We start from the raw sequence: 13498 nt of genomic DNA on the forward strand, positions 1-13498 counted from the left end.
GGTACCGGCATTTCTTCAAGTGGTAGTGATACCGCCTGCAATCAGGGCAGATCGGGGAGGCCATCAGAAAAACTCCGGCTTGGCCACGGCACGAGTCAAAGCCATCAGGCCTTGCTGCAAGTGCGTCTTCCCGATGCTGATCCAGCGGCGAGGCTCTGCGTCACCGGTACCGAATTCATTGGTGATTGCATCCTGGCTCGCATGCAGCTTGGTGATCAGCTCGTCAAGTTCGGCGCCCTTCGCCTTAATCTCGTTCATCAGGTCGATTTCAGCTTGCGAGAGTTCGCGGTAGCCTTTGATCTTGCGGTGTTGGTTATCCATGCTATTGGTCCTCTGCTGTGTTGGTGTCTTTCGATTAATCTTCCGAATAATCCTCCGCCCGGTACTCGTTGAACGCAGGGCGCTTCACCAGCCGCTCCTGCTGCGATTCCAGCTCAGTGATGGCCTTGCCGCTCATCAGGTAGTCTTTTGTAAGCAGCGCTATCTCGGCCTGCTGGGCGCGTTTGGTGCTATGTACTGTTGGTCTGGCCATCACTCCCCCACCATCGCTTGTGCCATTTGCTCCACCTTCTCCGGTTCCATGCCCTGCCAATACTGTTTGGCGATGTGTCGGCAGAAACCCTTAACTGTTTCCTGAAAGTCCGCCTCATCCATGGACTCGAACGACAGGCTGCGCGGGATCAGGTGCAAGCACTTGCCGACGCCCGGCACAATGATCGCCATCTCGTCACAGCCGATCTGGGCCTCGATCTGTAGGCGCTTCAACACGCGGTGAGCATCCATGCCTTCGAAAGCCTCGATGTTCTCCGCACACAAGCGCCCGATAGCGTGAGCGAGCCGGTGGAAGCCTGGGTTACGAGGTTTCTTGAACTCCACGAACACCAGATCACCAGTCCGGAAGCCCTTGTCTCGCAAGCGGGCGACGCATGACTGGTCTGCCGGCTGAAACCCGCCTTTAACCACTCGCAAAGGTATGCGCTCGGTGCGCTTGGGGGTGGTCATGGGCGGGCCTCGTACCGCTCGGGATGGGTTTCACGCATGGCGACTTCCATTGCTTCCCGGCGCACAGCGGCTTCGAACATCTTCGAGGCCTCATCTAGGCCACGGCGGATGATCTCGACCTGCTCCTGCTTGCTGACACAAGGCGTTGACTCGATGTCCACTGTCAGCGACGGCTTACCGTCGATCAGCGACCCAATCTTGCGAAAGAACCAGGCGGCCATGGAGCGAATAGATCCATCCGATGCGCCTTTAACATGGAACTGCCACCAGTAGGAGATGCGAATGTCCTTCATGCCGCATCACCCCCATCCGGGTCATAACCCCCGAATACCAATTGATACCTGTTCTCATTTGTAATGCGCAGGGTTCCGGACTTGACCATCCGATTCAGTTCATTGCGCACGTCGTAGATGTTCGGCACGGTGACTTCCAGGCCGATATACTCGGTCACCTTCGAAGGCGTAAGGCCATCCTTGTTCTCTCCAAGCACCTTCAGGATCTTGTCTCGTTGGGATTGGGTCATTTGATCCTCCGCACAGGCGGCAAAGCGTCTTGCCGTCCGCCCTCGTCAGGAATGAAACCGGTACCGCTCCGCTGCTCCGTCACTCGCAGGTAATCGATCTCCACCTTGGCACTGTTGATGATGGTCTGTGCCACTCCGGATACCGCCTTCGCGCGCTCGATATCGATATCCCCGTCCTTCAGCTTCTCCAGGGTTTCGAACAGGTGGTCACGCAGGTCTTCGATCTTGTTCTTCATGGCTGGGCCCTCTTGTTGATCTGGCGATTCAGTGCACCCATGATCTGCACCAGTTCGGCCACTTCTTTCGGCAAGCGGTGTACGGAGTTGCGGCGCATGTTCTCTTTGCGGGAAATGCATTCGAGGTTGGCCGGGTCGAAGTTCTCCCGGTTACCGTCCTTGAACACCACAATGTGGCCTTTGGGTACCGGGCCGTTGTGTTCTTCCCATACCAGCTTGTGGATGGCCACGTAGTCACGCGGCGTGCAGCCTGTGTCCGTTACCTTGCGCTGCCAGATGCCATCCTTGGTCAGGCGCTCATGCCCTACCGGATTCCATGTGTGCGGCTTCCCGCCTTTCTTGAACCGCGTCTCACCAGAGCGGCCACCGGCAACCCATCGTTTACCCTTGTTCCATGGCTTTTGCTCTGCATGGAAACAGCCGGGGTTTGTGGCCATGTACTCGTCAGACTTGCGCAACCCGAGCTTCACGGCCTTGTTGCGGATACTTAACAGGTCACGGCCAAGCATATTGGCGATCTGCGCATTGCTGGTATCTGGGTAAAGGGCCTTGAGCCATTCGATTTGTTGAGCGGTCCACTTCATACCCCACCTCCCACAACAAAAGGCACGTCGTCCCGCTTCTGAGGCTGGTGCCAGGTGTCGGTGTGCTTGGGTTCGAGGGTGAAGCGATTCTGGTGCGCAGCCAGCTTTTCTGCGGCTTTAAGATCACGCTCAAGCTCTTCGCTGTTCAGCAGTGACTCGCCATTGGCCAGACGTACAGACGGGCCGGTCCACTCGATCTCAGGGCGCTCGTTGCGGTCCGGCAGACAAGCCCCATCGCAGAAGCACTGGCCGTGGCGCGGGCAACCTTTGCGGCGGGTATCGATCGCTTCCACCTTGTTGACCAGTGCCTCGGCTTCTTCCTTGGTGTCACAGATAATTGGCTTGCACCGGCTGGGAGGCCATACGCCGCCGTCATCGAACCGAATCCAGGGCTTACCGTTGTGGTATTCCTTCAGCAGGGTGCATACCTGGGTTGTGTCGTTGTTTGGGTTAACGGCTCTCATTTGGCTCAACTCCCCACGAATAGATCGTTGCGACGAATGACAAGGCGAAGCCGGACAGCAGGCAAAGTGAAACCAGGCTGGCAGGCACATGCCCTTCCATTGCGGCTGAGATGAACAGCAGGTTTAAACTGGCTGTGACTACGCTAAGAAGCCGGGTTGTCCAGCGAAGGAAAGCTCTCATTGGGCGCACTCCTTCCGGAAGATGATCAACCAAGCCGCTGAGACAAGGCCCAGGGCGCCGAAGAACATGGAGAAACCATCGTGGCCGTTGGCCAAGGCGTGACCAGCACCTATGCCGGACGCATACCCACAGAAGATCATCGCGGTGTAATGGAATTTCATGCTCCACCCACCTTCTCGAAATTCTCGAGCGCAGCTTCATATGGATCGGTGTCCTCCCAAGGGAATTCGTCCGGGAACGGCATGCGTACTGACTGGAACCACTCGGCGACGGTCATCTTTCTGGTCTCGCCGCAAGAGGTAACCGTGCAGTCATCGAAAGGAACCGCGTCACCGCTGACTTCCTTGATAAACGCTGCAGCCGCCTTGGTATCCAGATCTTCCCATGACGTGCCACGCATATCGGCAATCAGGGCGTACTGGCTCATTACCACCAGAGCGTTTGACGCCCGCTGGAAGTCGATAGCCATACTCGAGCCGCTTTGAATGTGAGTGACGGTGAAGCAACCGAACGGGAACATGGTGACGGCCAGCCCTGGCGCGCTCTTATGCGCAAGAGCTGGCACAGTGAACCGGCCACCCTTGGTGCCTATCTCAACAGAGACCTCATAAAAGCCGTCGGTGTATTCGGTCTTGAAAGTGTTATCGGTCATGCTCCCACCCCCTGCTTGCTGCCATACTTGCGCATGATGTCTTGGAAGGATTCGGAGGCGGGCTTGTGGTCGTCGTTGAGTTTGCGCAGACGATTAGGCGCCACATGATCCTTCAGGGTTTCAGCGAAATGCTTAACCTTCAGATCATCCGGAAACCATCCGCAGTCGGCAGGACCTACTACGATGACGTAAAGCCCGTTGAACTCCGGGCACTCTTCAAGTCCCGCCAAAACACACTGATCCCCCGCCCTCAGCGGACGGCCGTCTATGTCATATCCGAGGATGTTGGTCATAGTGCGAACCCCTTGCGGCCCTTTCTGGACTGCTGCTGTGCTTCTCGTTCTGCGGCTTCCTTCCTGGCGCGGATCCCGGCGAAGTCCGGGCGACCGTCCAGTGACTTGAATCGCGAGTAACTACCTTGGAACTCCAGCCCCTCACTGCCACGCTCACCCATGCGGAGCTTGCCGAAGATGATTTCGGTCAGCGGGTCGGGGTTGTCTGGGTTCTCGTAGTAGCCTTCACGGAAGGGGAAGATGATCGCGTCGGCGTCCTGCTCGATAGCGCCGGATTCACGCAGGTCGCTCATCATGGGGCGCTTATCGGCACGGCTTTCAACGGAGCGGTTAAGCTGGGACAGTGCGATCACTGGGCACTTGAACTCTTTGCCAAGGGCTTTCAGGCCGCCTGATATCTTGGTGATTTCCTGCGTCCGGTTCTCTGCGTTGGCCGTCATGAGTTGCAGGTAGTCGACCATGATCAGGGCGACACGACCGCACTTGCGCTTAACCTCATGGGCCCTGGCGCGCATCTGGGGAACGGACAGGCCGCCACGGTCATCAATGTGCAGTTGCGCGTTCTTGATCAGCTGGCTAGCCGCCGAGAAGTTTGTCCACTCTTCCTCAGTCAACGTGCCCCGGCGAATAGACCCAAGGCTGATGCTGCCGAGTGAGGCGGTCATCTTCTCGATCAGCTGCGGGGCGCTCATTTCCATGGAGAACACCAGGCAAGGCACCTTGGCCCGTACTGCGTTGTGCTCCACGATGTTCAGCGCGAACGTGGTCTTACCCATCGACGGCCGGCCAGCAACGATGATCAGATCACCCTCGCCCATGCCGTTCATCCGGTTATCCAGATGCTTGAAGCCCGTCGACAGCCCGATCAGCTCGCCGCCCGCTTCGTTCCGGCGCTGCATGATCTGCAGGAACTCGGTGTTGGCCCGCTTCATGTCCCACAGGGAGTCATCGGACTGCTTTGTGACGATGGCCTCAAACTCGGACATGATCCGCTGTTGCGCGGCACCGGGTCGCTCCGTGCTCAAGATCTGGCCACTTGCCAGGATGGCGCGGTGCAGCTGGCGACGTAACGAGCGCTCCCGGATGATCTCGGCGTGGCTCTTGAGCGCCTCAGGCGTGGCCTTGCCGTAGTTGTCTGCGATGCTCATCAACAGCGATGAGGCGTTTACGACACCCTGAGATTCGAGGTGATCCGAGACGGTTACCGCGTCAACCTCCTTGCCTTCACAGAACAGCGCATAGGCCGCCTCGGCCATCGGGCGAAGGTCGGACGAGAAGTCTTCCGGCGACAGCAGGGCGAATACTTCAGCCGTGTGCCGGGGGGAAATCGCGAGGCCCAGGACAGAGCTTTCTACGAAGTCGAAATCGCTCATGACGCCTCCCTGATATCGTTGCGGTAGTCGTCACCCTGGTGGTAATTACCCTCGATCACCTTGGCCAGGTTGTTTTCGTTGAGCAGCCAGTCGAAACCAGGGCTCCAGTCGAAGCCGTCCTTGGTGCCGGTCAATGGCTTGGAGCGACGGACGTGCAGGAAGTATCGGCGCCAGAAGTCCATGTCACTGCCGTGCGAGTGCTCCCCGAACTTCTGCTTCCAGCGAGCCTTGATCAGTCGCTTGCGCTTCTCGTTCAGGACCTTGACTTCGGGTAGGAACTCGCCGAGTAGGTCGTTGTAGAGGTTGATGATGCCCTTGTAGTCCACTGGGTCGCTTTTCGCCGAATCATCGACCTGGCCGGGATCGTCATCGCCAGATGACGGAGGGGTTTTATTATCTGTATCTGTTCTGTTCTGTTCTTTATTCGTTGATCGGTCGCTCAACGGTCGTTCAACGGTCGTTGAAGCATCGTTGATTTCCTTCTTCTTTTCTGACTGCTTCGCGCGCTTCCTGGCCTCTGCAGATGCCTTGCCGGCACGAGCGCGTTGATCCTGAGATTCACGAACGGCAGCCAAATCGGCCTCAATTCGGTCATGTCGCCAGCAGCCGTCGACCTCTGTGAAGAACTCGCTGATCGCTTGCTCAACGTCCGCCCAACGGTCGTTGGACACCCGTGCAATCATCTGCAGGCGTTTCTTCGGGATCGCCTTACCGGTCTGCCAGTAGTTGAAGATCAGCAGCAGATACGCGCCATGTTCCTCGGCACTCAGGTGTGCAGTGTCGGCCAGGTAGTCGGCAACATAGAACTGCATGTAGGGCAAAGCCGCCATTACGCCAGCCCCCTCTCAGATTCAATCTGAGCGATCTCTGAATGTGTGCGTAGGCTATTTCTCACATGGACGAGCTGCATAAGCGTGTTGAACAACTTGATGTATTGAGCGCGGTCTGGGTCGTTGTCGGCTTTGGCCATGCGATCCAGGGTTCGGTTGATACGCCACTGCAGGAGCTGGATCTTCAGCTTGCGCAGCGCCTCTTGAGTTCTGGGGGTGTTCATGTAAACTGTCCTCATCAGATCGATCGAAACCCGGGGGCCGCCACAGCCCGTAACCGGGTTTTTTTATGTTTGGAAGTTGCGCAGAGTCCGCTTAACAACATTGTCGCCATGCCCCCTCTGCGCGGCCTGGGCTCGGCCTACTGCTTGATGCGACTGCTTACTTCCGCATCTGCGGATGGCTCTGGCGACTCGTGTCGTATTTCAGCGCTCTCGGGTCACGACCGGCTTAGCCAGATACTCTGGGCACCCTATTTCTAGGCAGAGCCATCCCAGATGCGCTCTCCGGAGAGAGCTAAACCCCTAATTTCAGGGGAAGAAAAACCGGCCCGAAGCCGGTACATTTCAATCATGCGCAGTCTTTGAGCTTGGCTGTCTCGCCGAAATCAATGACTGGCTCTACCAGCCGGCGAGCGAGCAAGGCGCGATACACACGCTCCACACGTCGTCCGGATGGATCGGGGAACACTGACCGAGAGAACTTGCTGAGCCAGGAGTAGTCGACACCGGCTTCTTCAGCGATAGCTCTGAACTCACCCTTGGCGAGCCTCAGCCCCGTAATCGTTTTCTGAATGAGTATGCTGTCCATGCAGAGAGTTTAGAGCATGATCGTGCTCAGCATCAAGCACAATTCGAATATCGGTTAGCGATAAGATGCTCTAAACCAACATTTCTAAGGAAAATCAATGAACGTACCGGTGGAGGAGGTCGTCGGTGATAACGTGAGAAGGGCGCGCATGGGTAAGGGATGGTCCCAGCGTAAGCTCGCCGAGGTCGCCGACGTTTCGCAGCGAGTAATATCCAATATCGAACAAGGCGGCGGTGCCGGTTCCAGTGCAATAAAGTACGTCGATATGGTTGCCCAAGGCCTGGGCGCTCCCACCTTTATGCTCTTCCGCAAAGACATGCCACTAGACGCCACAGTCGTTCAGCGGACGCTTACCGTACTGAAACAGTTTGAAAAACTTTCTGAACGCAATCAGCTGAAGGTACTCGATATAATGGCTGACTACGGGCAGTTAAGCGAAAATCAAAATCTGTAAAACGCATATATCATTTGCTAATAATTAGTTGAAATGCCTCCTGTCTATACATACAGTAATAAGTCCAGCACCACCAAAAGGGGGCGGTATGCCGCTAGCTCTGAAGACCCAAGAACAAGATGTCCGACAGATTTTGTGTGATGTAGAAGCGATCCTGCATCACATAGCCGAGAGCAAGATTCTGGAAGCAGAGAACTCTGAAGTCCTGGTCACCGCCCTGACCAAATCCGCACGACAACTCGTCCAAGACTCCATCGAAATCATTGACGGGTGAAGGCGCCAGCCTTCCCCTCCTCGCCCGCGAACAATTCTCAAAATCGTCTCAGAAAAAATTTCTTCATGTTGAGCACAATTATGCTTGACACTCCCTGAGCTGAGCATTATCGTGCTCATAAACAGGGAGGAAATTCCAATGATCCAAACAGAGATCAACGGCTCAACATTCATCATCGATAGCAAGGGCGAGTTCACGCCGATTGAGGAACAGACCATCGAGCAGTTCCTTAAAGGCATGACCGCTAAGGATGCTGCCCGGGATGCTTTCCGCAGCGTCGACACCATCCAGGAACGCCGCAAGAACCTGCTGCAGAAGACCAATGCCAGCAACTCGTTCGGCGTCCTCTCCTACTGGCTGGGCAAGAAGTACATCCGCGTTCTGGTGATTACCGGCGCCGTTGCCTCAGCGCAGGTAGGCGGGCCTTACACCGTCGACAAGATCAAGCCTAAGCGCCCTGGCAGCCGAGTCGAAATAAAGATCGCCAAGGGCTCACGCAAAGAAATCGACCTGACTGTTGTGGGAGGGGTTTTGTCATGAGCCTAGACGCCGTTTTCCACCGAATTCAACGCCGATTCATGGTGCAAGCGCATGGAAGCGAGCCGAGAGGAGTTAGCGGGGAGCAGGCTGTACCCCGCTCTTTTTCTCCCGAGGTTCTGACAGGACTGGTGCCGAAATCGGAGATCGAGCGACTGGTTGACTACGAGCGGAAGAAGTTCGCGCTGCGGGTGGCCAAGGCCGACCAGACACGCATGGAGAACTGCGTTTCCCGAGTACGGGAGCGCATCGAACAGAGCAAGGCGGAGGCTGCGTGATGAAGTCATCTAACGCTTTCTTTAAGGACAGCAAAAACTGCCACTGCTGGGGCGACTGCAACGAGCTTAGCGTCGGGTGTGAAGGTCCCGCTAAGCCTGTTCTTGTCTTCAGTGACGGAAAGCCTCGGATCATGGACTGCGGGGAAGATGGGATGCCGTTCTTCTACTGCAACACAGCGATAGAGCGGGATCGTGATAACGGATTCCGAGTCGAGATTGTGGAGATAGACCAGTGACCCCCACCGCCTCCCGCATCTACCACGCAGAGTGCGCCAAGGTGCCGGGGCATACAGAACACGTACTGGGCTGCATTTTGGTGCTGGCCCATCTGAGGAAGCGGAAGCGCTTTCTTGCACACGAGCAGCGGGTCTATCAGGCCCTTAGGAATATGGAGAGCCGACATGGTTGATCCAGTTGACAAAGAGCTACGCGAACACCTGGCACAGGTGGACGCTGAGGATCGCGAAGAAGCGGCGATGGAGTTGTGGTGGAGCGTGCAGTACCACCACCTTTTTCACCGGCTCCTGAATGGCGACACGATCACCCTGAACGGCAAGCCGCTCGTCGGCCCGGATGAAGTCGAGCAGCAGATGTACGACAGCGAGATCGAGCTTGTAAAGGACGCTTACAAGTCCTGCCACATCAACTACGAGCAGGCCGGCGAAATCCTCGACATGGCCAAGCGCAACAGCATCAAGGCCCTGCTGGAGCAGTACAAGCAGAACCTTTGGGATGCGGAGAAGGCAGAACCGGACGACGTTGATTTCTTCGAATATCGGGAGGCGATATGAACGATTTAGCAGTCCGTGAGGACAACCATCAATTGGCCGACACCGGCCAGCAGCAAACCGGCAACGCGATCATCAGCGTGATCGAGCGGGCCGCCACAAACCCGGACGTTGATATCAACAAGATGGAGCGCCTCTTGGACATGCAGGAGCGGATCATGGAGCGCAATGCCAAGTCGGCGTTCAGCGCGGCCATGGCCCAGCTCCAGGGTGAGTTGCCGACGATCTCAGAGAAAGGCGAGATCAAAGTCAACGGCCAGGTGCGCAGCAAGTACGCCCGCTTCGAGGACATCAACGAGGCCGTGCGACCTGTGATGCAGAAATTCGGCTTTGCGATCTCGTTCCGGGTGAAGACTGGCGACAGTCACATCTGCGTAACCGGCGTTCTGGTTCACCGGGAAGGGCATAGCGAAGAAACAACCATCGACCTGCCGGCAGATATCACGGGCTCCAAGAATACCGTCCAGTCTGTCGGCTCGTCGGTCAGCTACGGCAAGCGCTATGTGCTCCAGGCCCTGCTGAACATCACAACCTCTGGCGAGGATGACGACGGCAATGCGGGCGGCGCCTACCCGAACGACAAGGCCCAGGCTGAGATCAATGCTCACCTGAATTACGCGGCCCTGGTACGCGACCACTTCCCCACCATCGCAGCGATCAAGTCAGCGCTGGCTGATGAAGATTTCAGTAGCGCGGCCGAGGCTATGTCCGAGATCTCCAAAGTCGAGCAGGAGCGGCTATGGAAGGCCCCGAGCAAGGGCGGGATCTTCACCACCGAAGAGCGCAAGCAGATGAAGTCTGACGAGTTCGGCGCGGCTATGCGGGAGTTCCTTGACCGGGAGGCCGAGTGATGGGTAAACGCCGCGACATGACGATGGATGACATCTACCACCTGCGCGCATGCCGTGCTCAGGGGATGACCCGCAAAGCGGCTGCGCAAGAGTTGGGCGTCAGCACCACATGGCTCGACACAGCCAGCAAGCGGGCCGGCCTGACCGGTGAACTGAAAGCCATCTTCCCGCACGGAGGCAATCCGCCTGAGAAGGTGGAGAAGCCAGACCCGGTGGCTCACTGGCTCACAAAGCCCTGGAGGATTGCAGCATGAAATCCAACAACTACATCAAGCGCCAGGTGCAGAAGGCGATCATGACTGACCTTGAAGCCCGGCACAAGTGGCAGCGGTATGTCTCCGAGCGCACAAACACGGCCATTGCCGAGCGGTTCGGCGTGAGCTACGGCACCGTTTACCTGATCCAGACCAAGGCCACGCGGAAGCTGACGCCTTACCAGAAGCTGCAGGTAATCCGCATGCGCGAGGAATACTGGAAGGGCAAGGAAGTATTGAAGCTCTACAGCAACAAGGCCATCGCCCGCCGTTACGGGGTCTGCGAGGTCACCGTGAAGCGCTACCACGCTAAGCGGTTTGATCCGCTGCCAATGAGCTACGAAGACCACATGTCGAGGGCTGCAGCATGACCGACCCAATGGAATACATCACCGATACGCCGACGATCTATGACTACTGGGCAGCCGAGGATCAGTTGGCAGAGGACGAACTGAAATCACGGTACAGCGACAAGCTGCGCGTTATCGATGGGGAGATTGTGGAGGTGGATTGTGAGTGAGAAAGCAGAGTTCGAAGTGAAGGTTTGGCGCGATGACGGCGAAGGTCGCAACAGGATACAAGTTTTCGGCGCTGATGGATTTCATTGCGGCGACACCGGTGAGCCAAATAGTAAGGACGAGGAATTGTCTTGCACCCTCAAGAACCTCTACTACGCAATTGAGCGCATCGCTGATCTTGAAAATCAGCTTCAAGCCCGCGCCTCAGCGGATAGTGACGGAAAGCGTAACAATGCGGAGCCGGTGGCTTACAGAGTGACTGGTAGCTATACAAACCAGCCATTCCGGGATGAGTCGACGGCGAGACGTTACTGTCGCGGGCTGCTAAGTAGCGACCCTGAGGGTGGATATGAAGTTGAGCCACTTTACCCAGACCCCGCGCAAGGGCGGGAGCAGTGGGTTTACTGCTCGTATCGGTTGCCGAGCTTGGCGCACCCTTTTGACTGCTGGTATTCGGCTGACAACGATACTCCGGTTCTTCTTTCGCCAGAGTCTGTAGCTAAAAATTATGGCTACGGAAATGCCCCCAGGGCCAAGTGGATGTGCTCCGGCCTGAAGCGCCCAAACCCACCCCAACCGCAGCCCAGCGGTGAGGATGAGAGGGAGGAATAAGCCATGAAGTATCGAGCAGTCGGAAGCGTAACCATCTCGATGTCAACCGCGATAGAGGCTGATAGCGAGGAAGAAGCACTCGAAATCGCCAATTCGCGCGGTAACTGCACGCTGATCGACCCAGAAAGGATGGGCTGTTCTGAGGATGATGTATGGGTCCATTCAGGGGAGATCGACGGCGTAGTGGAGGCGATCGAGGTAAATAAAGATGAGTGAATGCAAGCATGAGGCGTGGCAAACATTCAACGGAGGAAAGTTTTGCCGCTGTGCGCAATGCGGCGTATACCCTGCCACCGAAATCACCGCCCTCCAGGCAAAGGTTAAAGAGCTGGAGGGGCAGAATCGGGCCTACCATTGGACCTTATCTAACGTGGTTTATGCAAAAGACCCGCGCGAAGAAAGGTTAATGATCAAGGCCGCAAAAGAAGCGCTGGCGGAAATGTCAAAAACAGCAGAGCGGGTGCGGAGGCAACAATGCCAAGAAAAGTGAACCCTATCGATATTGAGTGCGTGAAGGCGCGGATCAATTACGACCCTGAGAGCGGCTTATTAACCTGGAAGGAAATCGACCACAGCATCGTAGACGACAATGCCTACGTCGAATACTTCAACAAAATTCATGCAGGGAAGCCCTGTGGAACCGTTAAGCGGACTCACTACAAGGGCCGCAAAACAGATTACCACTTCATTTACGTTCGCGTCGGTCGCAACAACTATCTTGCGCATCGGATCTGTTGGGCAATACAAACGGGTGAGCAACCGCCACCGACTATTGACCACATCGACGGCAATGCGCTGAACAACTCTTGGAGCAATCTTAGAGACGGGACGGTTTTGAATTATAGGAACCTGAGTCCGAAATCGAACAACACCTCCGGGATTGTCGGCGTCTGCTGGAGCAAGGCAGCTAATAAATGGTCCGCAACGATTCGCATAAACGGCGTTAGAAAGCACCTCGGGACTTTCGAGAATATTAAAGACGCCGCAAGAGCAAGAGCTGATGCAGAGTCGGAGCACGGATTCACGATTAGGTACGGAACATGAGCAACTATGCCCAACAACTGCGCGGAGGTGGGGAATAGTGCACCACGATCTGAAGATTTTGCCTTGTTATTTCCATGCCGTAGAGCGCGGCGACAAGACATTCGAGATCCGGGACGACCGGGATCGCGGGTTTCAGGCTGGTGACACGGTGGCCCTGCATGAGTTCGACTCAAAAGCTCGAACCATTGAGTCACAGCAATACACCGGGCGCGTCCTGCTGCGGAAGATTACCTATGTCACTGCGTTCGAGCAGAAGCCGGGCTTCGTGGTGTTCGCTCACGTACCTGAGCAGAGCGGAGGTGGGGAATGACGGTAGACGCATATCCATTGCACTGGCCGGCGAACTTCCCACGCACTCCGGAGAGCGATCGCCAGCGGGCCAGATTCAACCGGGGCGGCCAGCCGCTGACTATTGCCGCGGGCCGTGACCGGATTCTGGAAGAAATAACCCTTTTCACGCGTGCCGGGAAGCCCTGGCGAATCGATCCAGACCAGGTGGTAATCAGCTCCGATGTTCCTCTGCGACAGGATGGACTGCCCGCCAGCGGCCGCAGGATGCCTGACGATCCTGCCGTCGCCCTGTACTTCCAACTGGGCGGCGAACACTACTGCCTGCCCTGCGATACCTGGGACCGCGTTGCCGACAACATGGCAGCTATCGCTGCGCACTTGGGCGCAATGCGCGGCATGGAGCGTTGGGGCGTCGGTGACCTACGCACGCACTTCGCGGGCTTTGCCCAATTGGAGCACCAGCCGCAACAAGAGTGGTACGACGTTCTCGGGTGCTCCCCTTCCGCCAGCCCAGCAGAGGTTCAGTCCGCCTACAAAGCGGCGCGGGCCAAGGCGCATCCAGATCGTGGCGGTTCGGATGACGAATTCAACAGGGTTCAGGCTGCCTGGAAGGCATGGCAGGACCAGAACTGATAACGGAGTGGTGATT

The 13498-nt window shown here is 56.7% G+C and carries 29 protein-coding genes; 15 read left to right on the plus strand and 14 right to left on the minus strand.

From position 1 onward, the window contains the following. Nucleotides 1–63: 63 nt before the first annotated feature. The 14 genes from RE428_RS15850 to RE428_RS15915 all read right to left on the minus strand — a co-directional run bounded on the left by RE428_RS15850 (nucleotide 64) and on the right by RE428_RS15915 (nucleotide 6362). A complete protein-coding gene (locus RE428_RS15850; RefSeq protein WP_004582905.1) occupies nucleotides 64–321 on the minus strand; it encodes an Acb2/Tad1 domain-containing protein in 258 nt (85 codons plus the stop codon). 34 nt (nucleotides 322–355) lie between these two features. Continuing rightward, nucleotides 356–532, minus strand: a complete 177-nt coding sequence (locus RE428_RS15855) for a hypothetical protein (protein ID WP_154660776.1) — start codon at nucleotides 530–532, stop codon at nucleotides 356–358. Next, the gene (locus RE428_RS15860; RefSeq protein WP_004582906.1) at nucleotides 532–1002 is read right to left on the minus strand and encodes a hypothetical protein; all 471 of its coding nucleotides are present in this window, start codon (nucleotides 1000–1002) and stop codon (nucleotides 532–534) included. Before RE428_RS15860 ends, RE428_RS15855 begins: the two co-directional genes overlap by 1 nt. After that, nucleotides 999–1295: a hypothetical protein gene (locus tag RE428_RS15865; RefSeq protein WP_004582907.1), complete on the minus strand. Its 297-nt coding sequence runs from the start codon at nucleotides 1293–1295 to the stop codon at nucleotides 999–1001. The genes RE428_RS15860 and RE428_RS15865 overlap by 4 nt, the downstream gene beginning before the upstream one ends. Further along, nucleotides 1292–1525: a hypothetical protein gene (locus RE428_RS15870; protein ID WP_004582908.1), complete on the minus strand. Its 234-nt coding sequence runs from the start codon at nucleotides 1523–1525 to the stop codon at nucleotides 1292–1294. Before RE428_RS15870 ends, RE428_RS15865 begins: the two co-directional genes overlap by 4 nt. Beyond that, complete coding sequence (locus tag RE428_RS15875) at nucleotides 1522–1761, minus strand: hypothetical protein (RefSeq protein ID WP_004582909.1); 240 nt, start codon at nucleotides 1759–1761, stop codon at nucleotides 1522–1524. The genes RE428_RS15870 and RE428_RS15875 overlap by 4 nt, the downstream gene beginning before the upstream one ends. Next, nucleotides 1758–2345, minus strand: a complete 588-nt coding sequence (locus RE428_RS15880; RefSeq protein WP_004582910.1) for an HNH endonuclease signature motif containing protein — start codon at nucleotides 2343–2345, stop codon at nucleotides 1758–1760. Before RE428_RS15880 ends, RE428_RS15875 begins: the two co-directional genes overlap by 4 nt. Beyond that, nucleotides 2342–2809, minus strand: a complete 468-nt coding sequence (locus tag RE428_RS15885; RefSeq protein WP_004582911.1) for a hypothetical protein — start codon at nucleotides 2807–2809, stop codon at nucleotides 2342–2344. The genes RE428_RS15880 and RE428_RS15885 overlap by 4 nt, the downstream gene beginning before the upstream one ends. Before the next feature lie 177 nt (nucleotides 2810–2986). Then, a complete protein-coding gene (locus tag RE428_RS15890) occupies nucleotides 2987–3151 on the minus strand; it encodes a hypothetical protein (protein WP_154660777.1) in 165 nt (54 codons plus the stop codon). Next, nucleotides 3148–3642, minus strand: coding sequence for a hypothetical protein (locus RE428_RS15895; protein ID WP_004582913.1), 495 nt, complete (start codon nucleotides 3640–3642; stop codon nucleotides 3148–3150). The genes RE428_RS15890 and RE428_RS15895 overlap by 4 nt, the downstream gene beginning before the upstream one ends. Next, nucleotides 3639–3935, minus strand: a complete 297-nt coding sequence (locus tag RE428_RS15900) for a hypothetical protein (protein WP_004582914.1) — start codon at nucleotides 3933–3935, stop codon at nucleotides 3639–3641. The genes RE428_RS15895 and RE428_RS15900 overlap by 4 nt, the downstream gene beginning before the upstream one ends. After that, on the minus strand, nucleotides 3932–5308 hold the full coding sequence (gene dnaB / locus RE428_RS15905) for a replicative DNA helicase (protein ID WP_004582915.1): 1377 nt from the start codon (nucleotides 5306–5308) through the stop codon (nucleotides 3932–3934). Before dnaB ends, RE428_RS15900 begins: the two co-directional genes overlap by 4 nt. Continuing rightward, nucleotides 5305–6138: a YdaU family protein gene (locus tag RE428_RS15910; protein WP_004582916.1), complete on the minus strand. Its 834-nt coding sequence runs from the start codon at nucleotides 6136–6138 to the stop codon at nucleotides 5305–5307. The genes dnaB and RE428_RS15910 overlap by 4 nt, the downstream gene beginning before the upstream one ends. Next, the gene (locus tag RE428_RS15915; protein WP_004582917.1) at nucleotides 6138–6362 is read right to left on the minus strand and encodes a hypothetical protein; all 225 of its coding nucleotides are present in this window, start codon (nucleotides 6360–6362) and stop codon (nucleotides 6138–6140) included. Before RE428_RS15915 ends, RE428_RS15910 begins: the two co-directional genes overlap by 1 nt. Nucleotides 6363–7045: 683 nt before the next feature. Between RE428_RS15915 and RE428_RS15920 the strand changes: the two genes are divergently transcribed. The 15 genes from RE428_RS15920 (at nucleotide 7046) to RE428_RS15990 (ending at nucleotide 13482) form a co-directional block, all read left to right on the plus strand. After that, the gene (locus tag RE428_RS15920; RefSeq protein WP_004582919.1) at nucleotides 7046–7402 is read left to right on the plus strand and encodes a helix-turn-helix domain-containing protein; all 357 of its coding nucleotides are present in this window, start codon (nucleotides 7046–7048) and stop codon (nucleotides 7400–7402) included. Between the two features lie 88 nt (nucleotides 7403–7490). Further along, nucleotides 7491–7676, plus strand: a complete 186-nt coding sequence (locus tag RE428_RS15925) for a hypothetical protein (RefSeq protein WP_004582920.1) — start codon at nucleotides 7491–7493, stop codon at nucleotides 7674–7676. 138 nt (nucleotides 7677–7814) lie between these two features. Next, entirely contained in the window at nucleotides 7815–8216 is a 402-nt protein-coding gene (locus RE428_RS15930) for a helix-turn-helix transcriptional regulator (RefSeq protein ID WP_004582921.1), read from the plus strand. Next, nucleotides 8213–8491 carry a hypothetical protein gene (locus RE428_RS15935; RefSeq protein ID WP_004582922.1) on the plus strand — a complete coding sequence of 93 codons (279 nt, stop codon included), beginning with the start codon at nucleotides 8213–8215 and terminating at the stop codon, nucleotides 8489–8491. The genes RE428_RS15930 and RE428_RS15935 overlap by 4 nt, the downstream gene beginning before the upstream one ends. 401 nt (nucleotides 8492–8892) lie before the next feature. Next, complete coding sequence (locus RE428_RS15940; RefSeq protein ID WP_004582924.1) at nucleotides 8893–9282, plus strand: hypothetical protein; 390 nt, start codon at nucleotides 8893–8895, stop codon at nucleotides 9280–9282. Continuing rightward, nucleotides 9279–10130, plus strand: a complete 852-nt coding sequence (locus tag RE428_RS15945) for an ERF family protein (RefSeq protein ID WP_004582925.1) — start codon at nucleotides 9279–9281, stop codon at nucleotides 10128–10130. Before RE428_RS15940 ends, RE428_RS15945 begins: the two co-directional genes overlap by 4 nt. Next, on the plus strand, nucleotides 10130–10384 hold the full coding sequence (locus RE428_RS15950) for a helix-turn-helix domain-containing protein (protein ID WP_004582926.1): 255 nt from the start codon (nucleotides 10130–10132) through the stop codon (nucleotides 10382–10384). The genes RE428_RS15945 and RE428_RS15950 overlap by 1 nt, the downstream gene beginning before the upstream one ends. Continuing rightward, a complete protein-coding gene (locus tag RE428_RS15955) occupies nucleotides 10381–10755 on the plus strand; it encodes a response regulator transcription factor (RefSeq protein WP_004582927.1) in 375 nt (124 codons plus the stop codon). The genes RE428_RS15950 and RE428_RS15955 overlap by 4 nt, the downstream gene beginning before the upstream one ends. Next, entirely contained in the window at nucleotides 10752–10904 is a 153-nt protein-coding gene (locus RE428_RS15960; protein ID WP_154660779.1) for a hypothetical protein, read from the plus strand. Before RE428_RS15955 ends, RE428_RS15960 begins: the two co-directional genes overlap by 4 nt. Next, nucleotides 10897–11514 carry a hypothetical protein gene (locus tag RE428_RS15965; RefSeq protein ID WP_004582928.1) on the plus strand — a complete coding sequence of 206 codons (618 nt, stop codon included), beginning with the start codon at nucleotides 10897–10899 and terminating at the stop codon, nucleotides 11512–11514. The genes RE428_RS15960 and RE428_RS15965 overlap by 8 nt, the downstream gene beginning before the upstream one ends. Nucleotides 11515–11517: 3 nt before the next feature. Continuing rightward, the gene (locus RE428_RS15970; protein WP_004582929.1) at nucleotides 11518–11730 is read left to right on the plus strand and encodes a hypothetical protein; all 213 of its coding nucleotides are present in this window, start codon (nucleotides 11518–11520) and stop codon (nucleotides 11728–11730) included. Beyond that, nucleotides 11723–12004 (plus strand): hypothetical protein, encoded by a 282-nt coding sequence (locus RE428_RS15975; protein ID WP_004582930.1) that lies wholly within the window; start codon nucleotides 11723–11725, stop codon nucleotides 12002–12004. Before RE428_RS15970 ends, RE428_RS15975 begins: the two co-directional genes overlap by 8 nt. After that, on the plus strand, nucleotides 11989–12558 hold the full coding sequence (locus RE428_RS15980) for an HNH endonuclease (RefSeq protein WP_004582931.1): 570 nt from the start codon (nucleotides 11989–11991) through the stop codon (nucleotides 12556–12558). The genes RE428_RS15975 and RE428_RS15980 overlap by 16 nt, the downstream gene beginning before the upstream one ends. A 37-nt stretch (nucleotides 12559–12595) precedes the next feature. Next, complete coding sequence (locus RE428_RS15985) at nucleotides 12596–12868, plus strand: DUF3850 domain-containing protein (RefSeq protein ID WP_004582932.1); 273 nt, start codon at nucleotides 12596–12598, stop codon at nucleotides 12866–12868. Then, entirely contained in the window at nucleotides 12865–13482 is a 618-nt protein-coding gene (locus RE428_RS15990) for a J domain-containing protein (RefSeq protein ID WP_004582933.1), read from the plus strand. Before RE428_RS15985 ends, RE428_RS15990 begins: the two co-directional genes overlap by 4 nt. Nucleotides 13483–13498 lie beyond the last annotated feature (16 nt).

Source organism: Marinobacter nanhaiticus D15-8W, assembly GCF_036511935.1.
GTDB classification, from domain to species: Bacteria; Pseudomonadota; Gammaproteobacteria; order Pseudomonadales; family Oleiphilaceae; genus Marinobacter_A; species Marinobacter_A nanhaiticus.

Bases quoted from the DNA above. Each gene is read 5' to 3' on its own strand.
- RE428_RS15850 (WP_004582905.1), bottom strand. From the start codon at position 321: ATGGATAACCAACACCGCAAGATCAAAGGCTACCGCGAACTCTCGCAA.
- RE428_RS15855 (WP_154660776.1), bottom strand. From the start codon at position 532: ATGGCCAGACCAACAGTACATAGCACCAAACGCGCCCAGCAGGCCGAG.
- RE428_RS15860 (WP_004582906.1), bottom strand. From the start codon at position 1,002: ATGACCACCCCCAAGCGCACCGAGCGCATACCTTTGCGAGTGGTTAAA.
- RE428_RS15865 (WP_004582907.1), bottom strand. From the start codon at position 1,295: ATGAAGGACATTCGCATCTCCTACTGGTGGCAGTTCCATGTTAAAGGC.
- RE428_RS15870 (WP_004582908.1), bottom strand. From the start codon at position 1,525: ATGACCCAATCCCAACGAGACAAGATCCTGAAGGTGCTTGGAGAGAAC.
- RE428_RS15875 (WP_004582909.1), bottom strand. From the start codon at position 1,761: ATGAAGAACAAGATCGAAGACCTGCGTGACCACCTGTTCGAAACCCTG.
- RE428_RS15880 (WP_004582910.1), bottom strand. From the start codon at position 2,345: ATGAAGTGGACCGCTCAACAAATCGAATGGCTCAAGGCCCTTTACCCA.
- RE428_RS15885 (WP_004582911.1), bottom strand. From the start codon at position 2,809: ATGAGAGCCGTTAACCCAAACAACGACACAACCCAGGTATGCACCCTG.
- RE428_RS15890 (WP_154660777.1), bottom strand. From the start codon at position 3,151: ATGAAATTCCATTACACCGCGATGATCTTCTGTGGGTATGCGTCCGGC.
- RE428_RS15895 (WP_004582913.1), bottom strand. From the start codon at position 3,642: ATGACCGATAACACTTTCAAGACCGAATACACCGACGGCTTTTATGAG.
- RE428_RS15900 (WP_004582914.1), bottom strand. From the start codon at position 3,935: ATGACCAACATCCTCGGATATGACATAGACGGCCGTCCGCTGAGGGCG.
- dnaB (WP_004582915.1), bottom strand. From the start codon at position 5,308: ATGAGCGATTTCGACTTCGTAGAAAGCTCTGTCCTGGGCCTCGCGATT.
- RE428_RS15910 (WP_004582916.1), bottom strand. From the start codon at position 6,138: ATGGCGGCTTTGCCCTACATGCAGTTCTATGTTGCCGACTACCTGGCC.
- RE428_RS15915 (WP_004582917.1), bottom strand. From the start codon at position 6,362: ATGAACACCCCCAGAACTCAAGAGGCGCTGCGCAAGCTGAAGATCCAG.
- RE428_RS15920 (WP_004582919.1), top strand. From the start codon at position 7,046: ATGAACGTACCGGTGGAGGAGGTCGTCGGTGATAACGTGAGAAGGGCG.
- RE428_RS15925 (WP_004582920.1), top strand. From the start codon at position 7,491: ATGCCGCTAGCTCTGAAGACCCAAGAACAAGATGTCCGACAGATTTTG.
- RE428_RS15930 (WP_004582921.1), top strand. From the start codon at position 7,815: ATGATCCAAACAGAGATCAACGGCTCAACATTCATCATCGATAGCAAG.
- RE428_RS15935 (WP_004582922.1), top strand. From the start codon at position 8,213: ATGAGCCTAGACGCCGTTTTCCACCGAATTCAACGCCGATTCATGGTG.
- RE428_RS15940 (WP_004582924.1), top strand. From the start codon at position 8,893: ATGGTTGATCCAGTTGACAAAGAGCTACGCGAACACCTGGCACAGGTG.
- RE428_RS15945 (WP_004582925.1), top strand. From the start codon at position 9,279: ATGAACGATTTAGCAGTCCGTGAGGACAACCATCAATTGGCCGACACC.
- RE428_RS15950 (WP_004582926.1), top strand. From the start codon at position 10,130: ATGGGTAAACGCCGCGACATGACGATGGATGACATCTACCACCTGCGC.
- RE428_RS15955 (WP_004582927.1), top strand. From the start codon at position 10,381: ATGAAATCCAACAACTACATCAAGCGCCAGGTGCAGAAGGCGATCATG.
- RE428_RS15960 (WP_154660779.1), top strand. From the start codon at position 10,752: ATGACCGACCCAATGGAATACATCACCGATACGCCGACGATCTATGAC.
- RE428_RS15970 (WP_004582929.1), top strand. From the start codon at position 11,518: ATGAAGTATCGAGCAGTCGGAAGCGTAACCATCTCGATGTCAACCGCG.
- RE428_RS15975 (WP_004582930.1), top strand. From the start codon at position 11,723: ATGAGTGAATGCAAGCATGAGGCGTGGCAAACATTCAACGGAGGAAAG.
- RE428_RS15980 (WP_004582931.1), top strand. From the start codon at position 11,989: ATGCCAAGAAAAGTGAACCCTATCGATATTGAGTGCGTGAAGGCGCGG.
- RE428_RS15990 (WP_004582933.1), top strand. From the start codon at position 12,865: ATGACGGTAGACGCATATCCATTGCACTGGCCGGCGAACTTCCCACGC.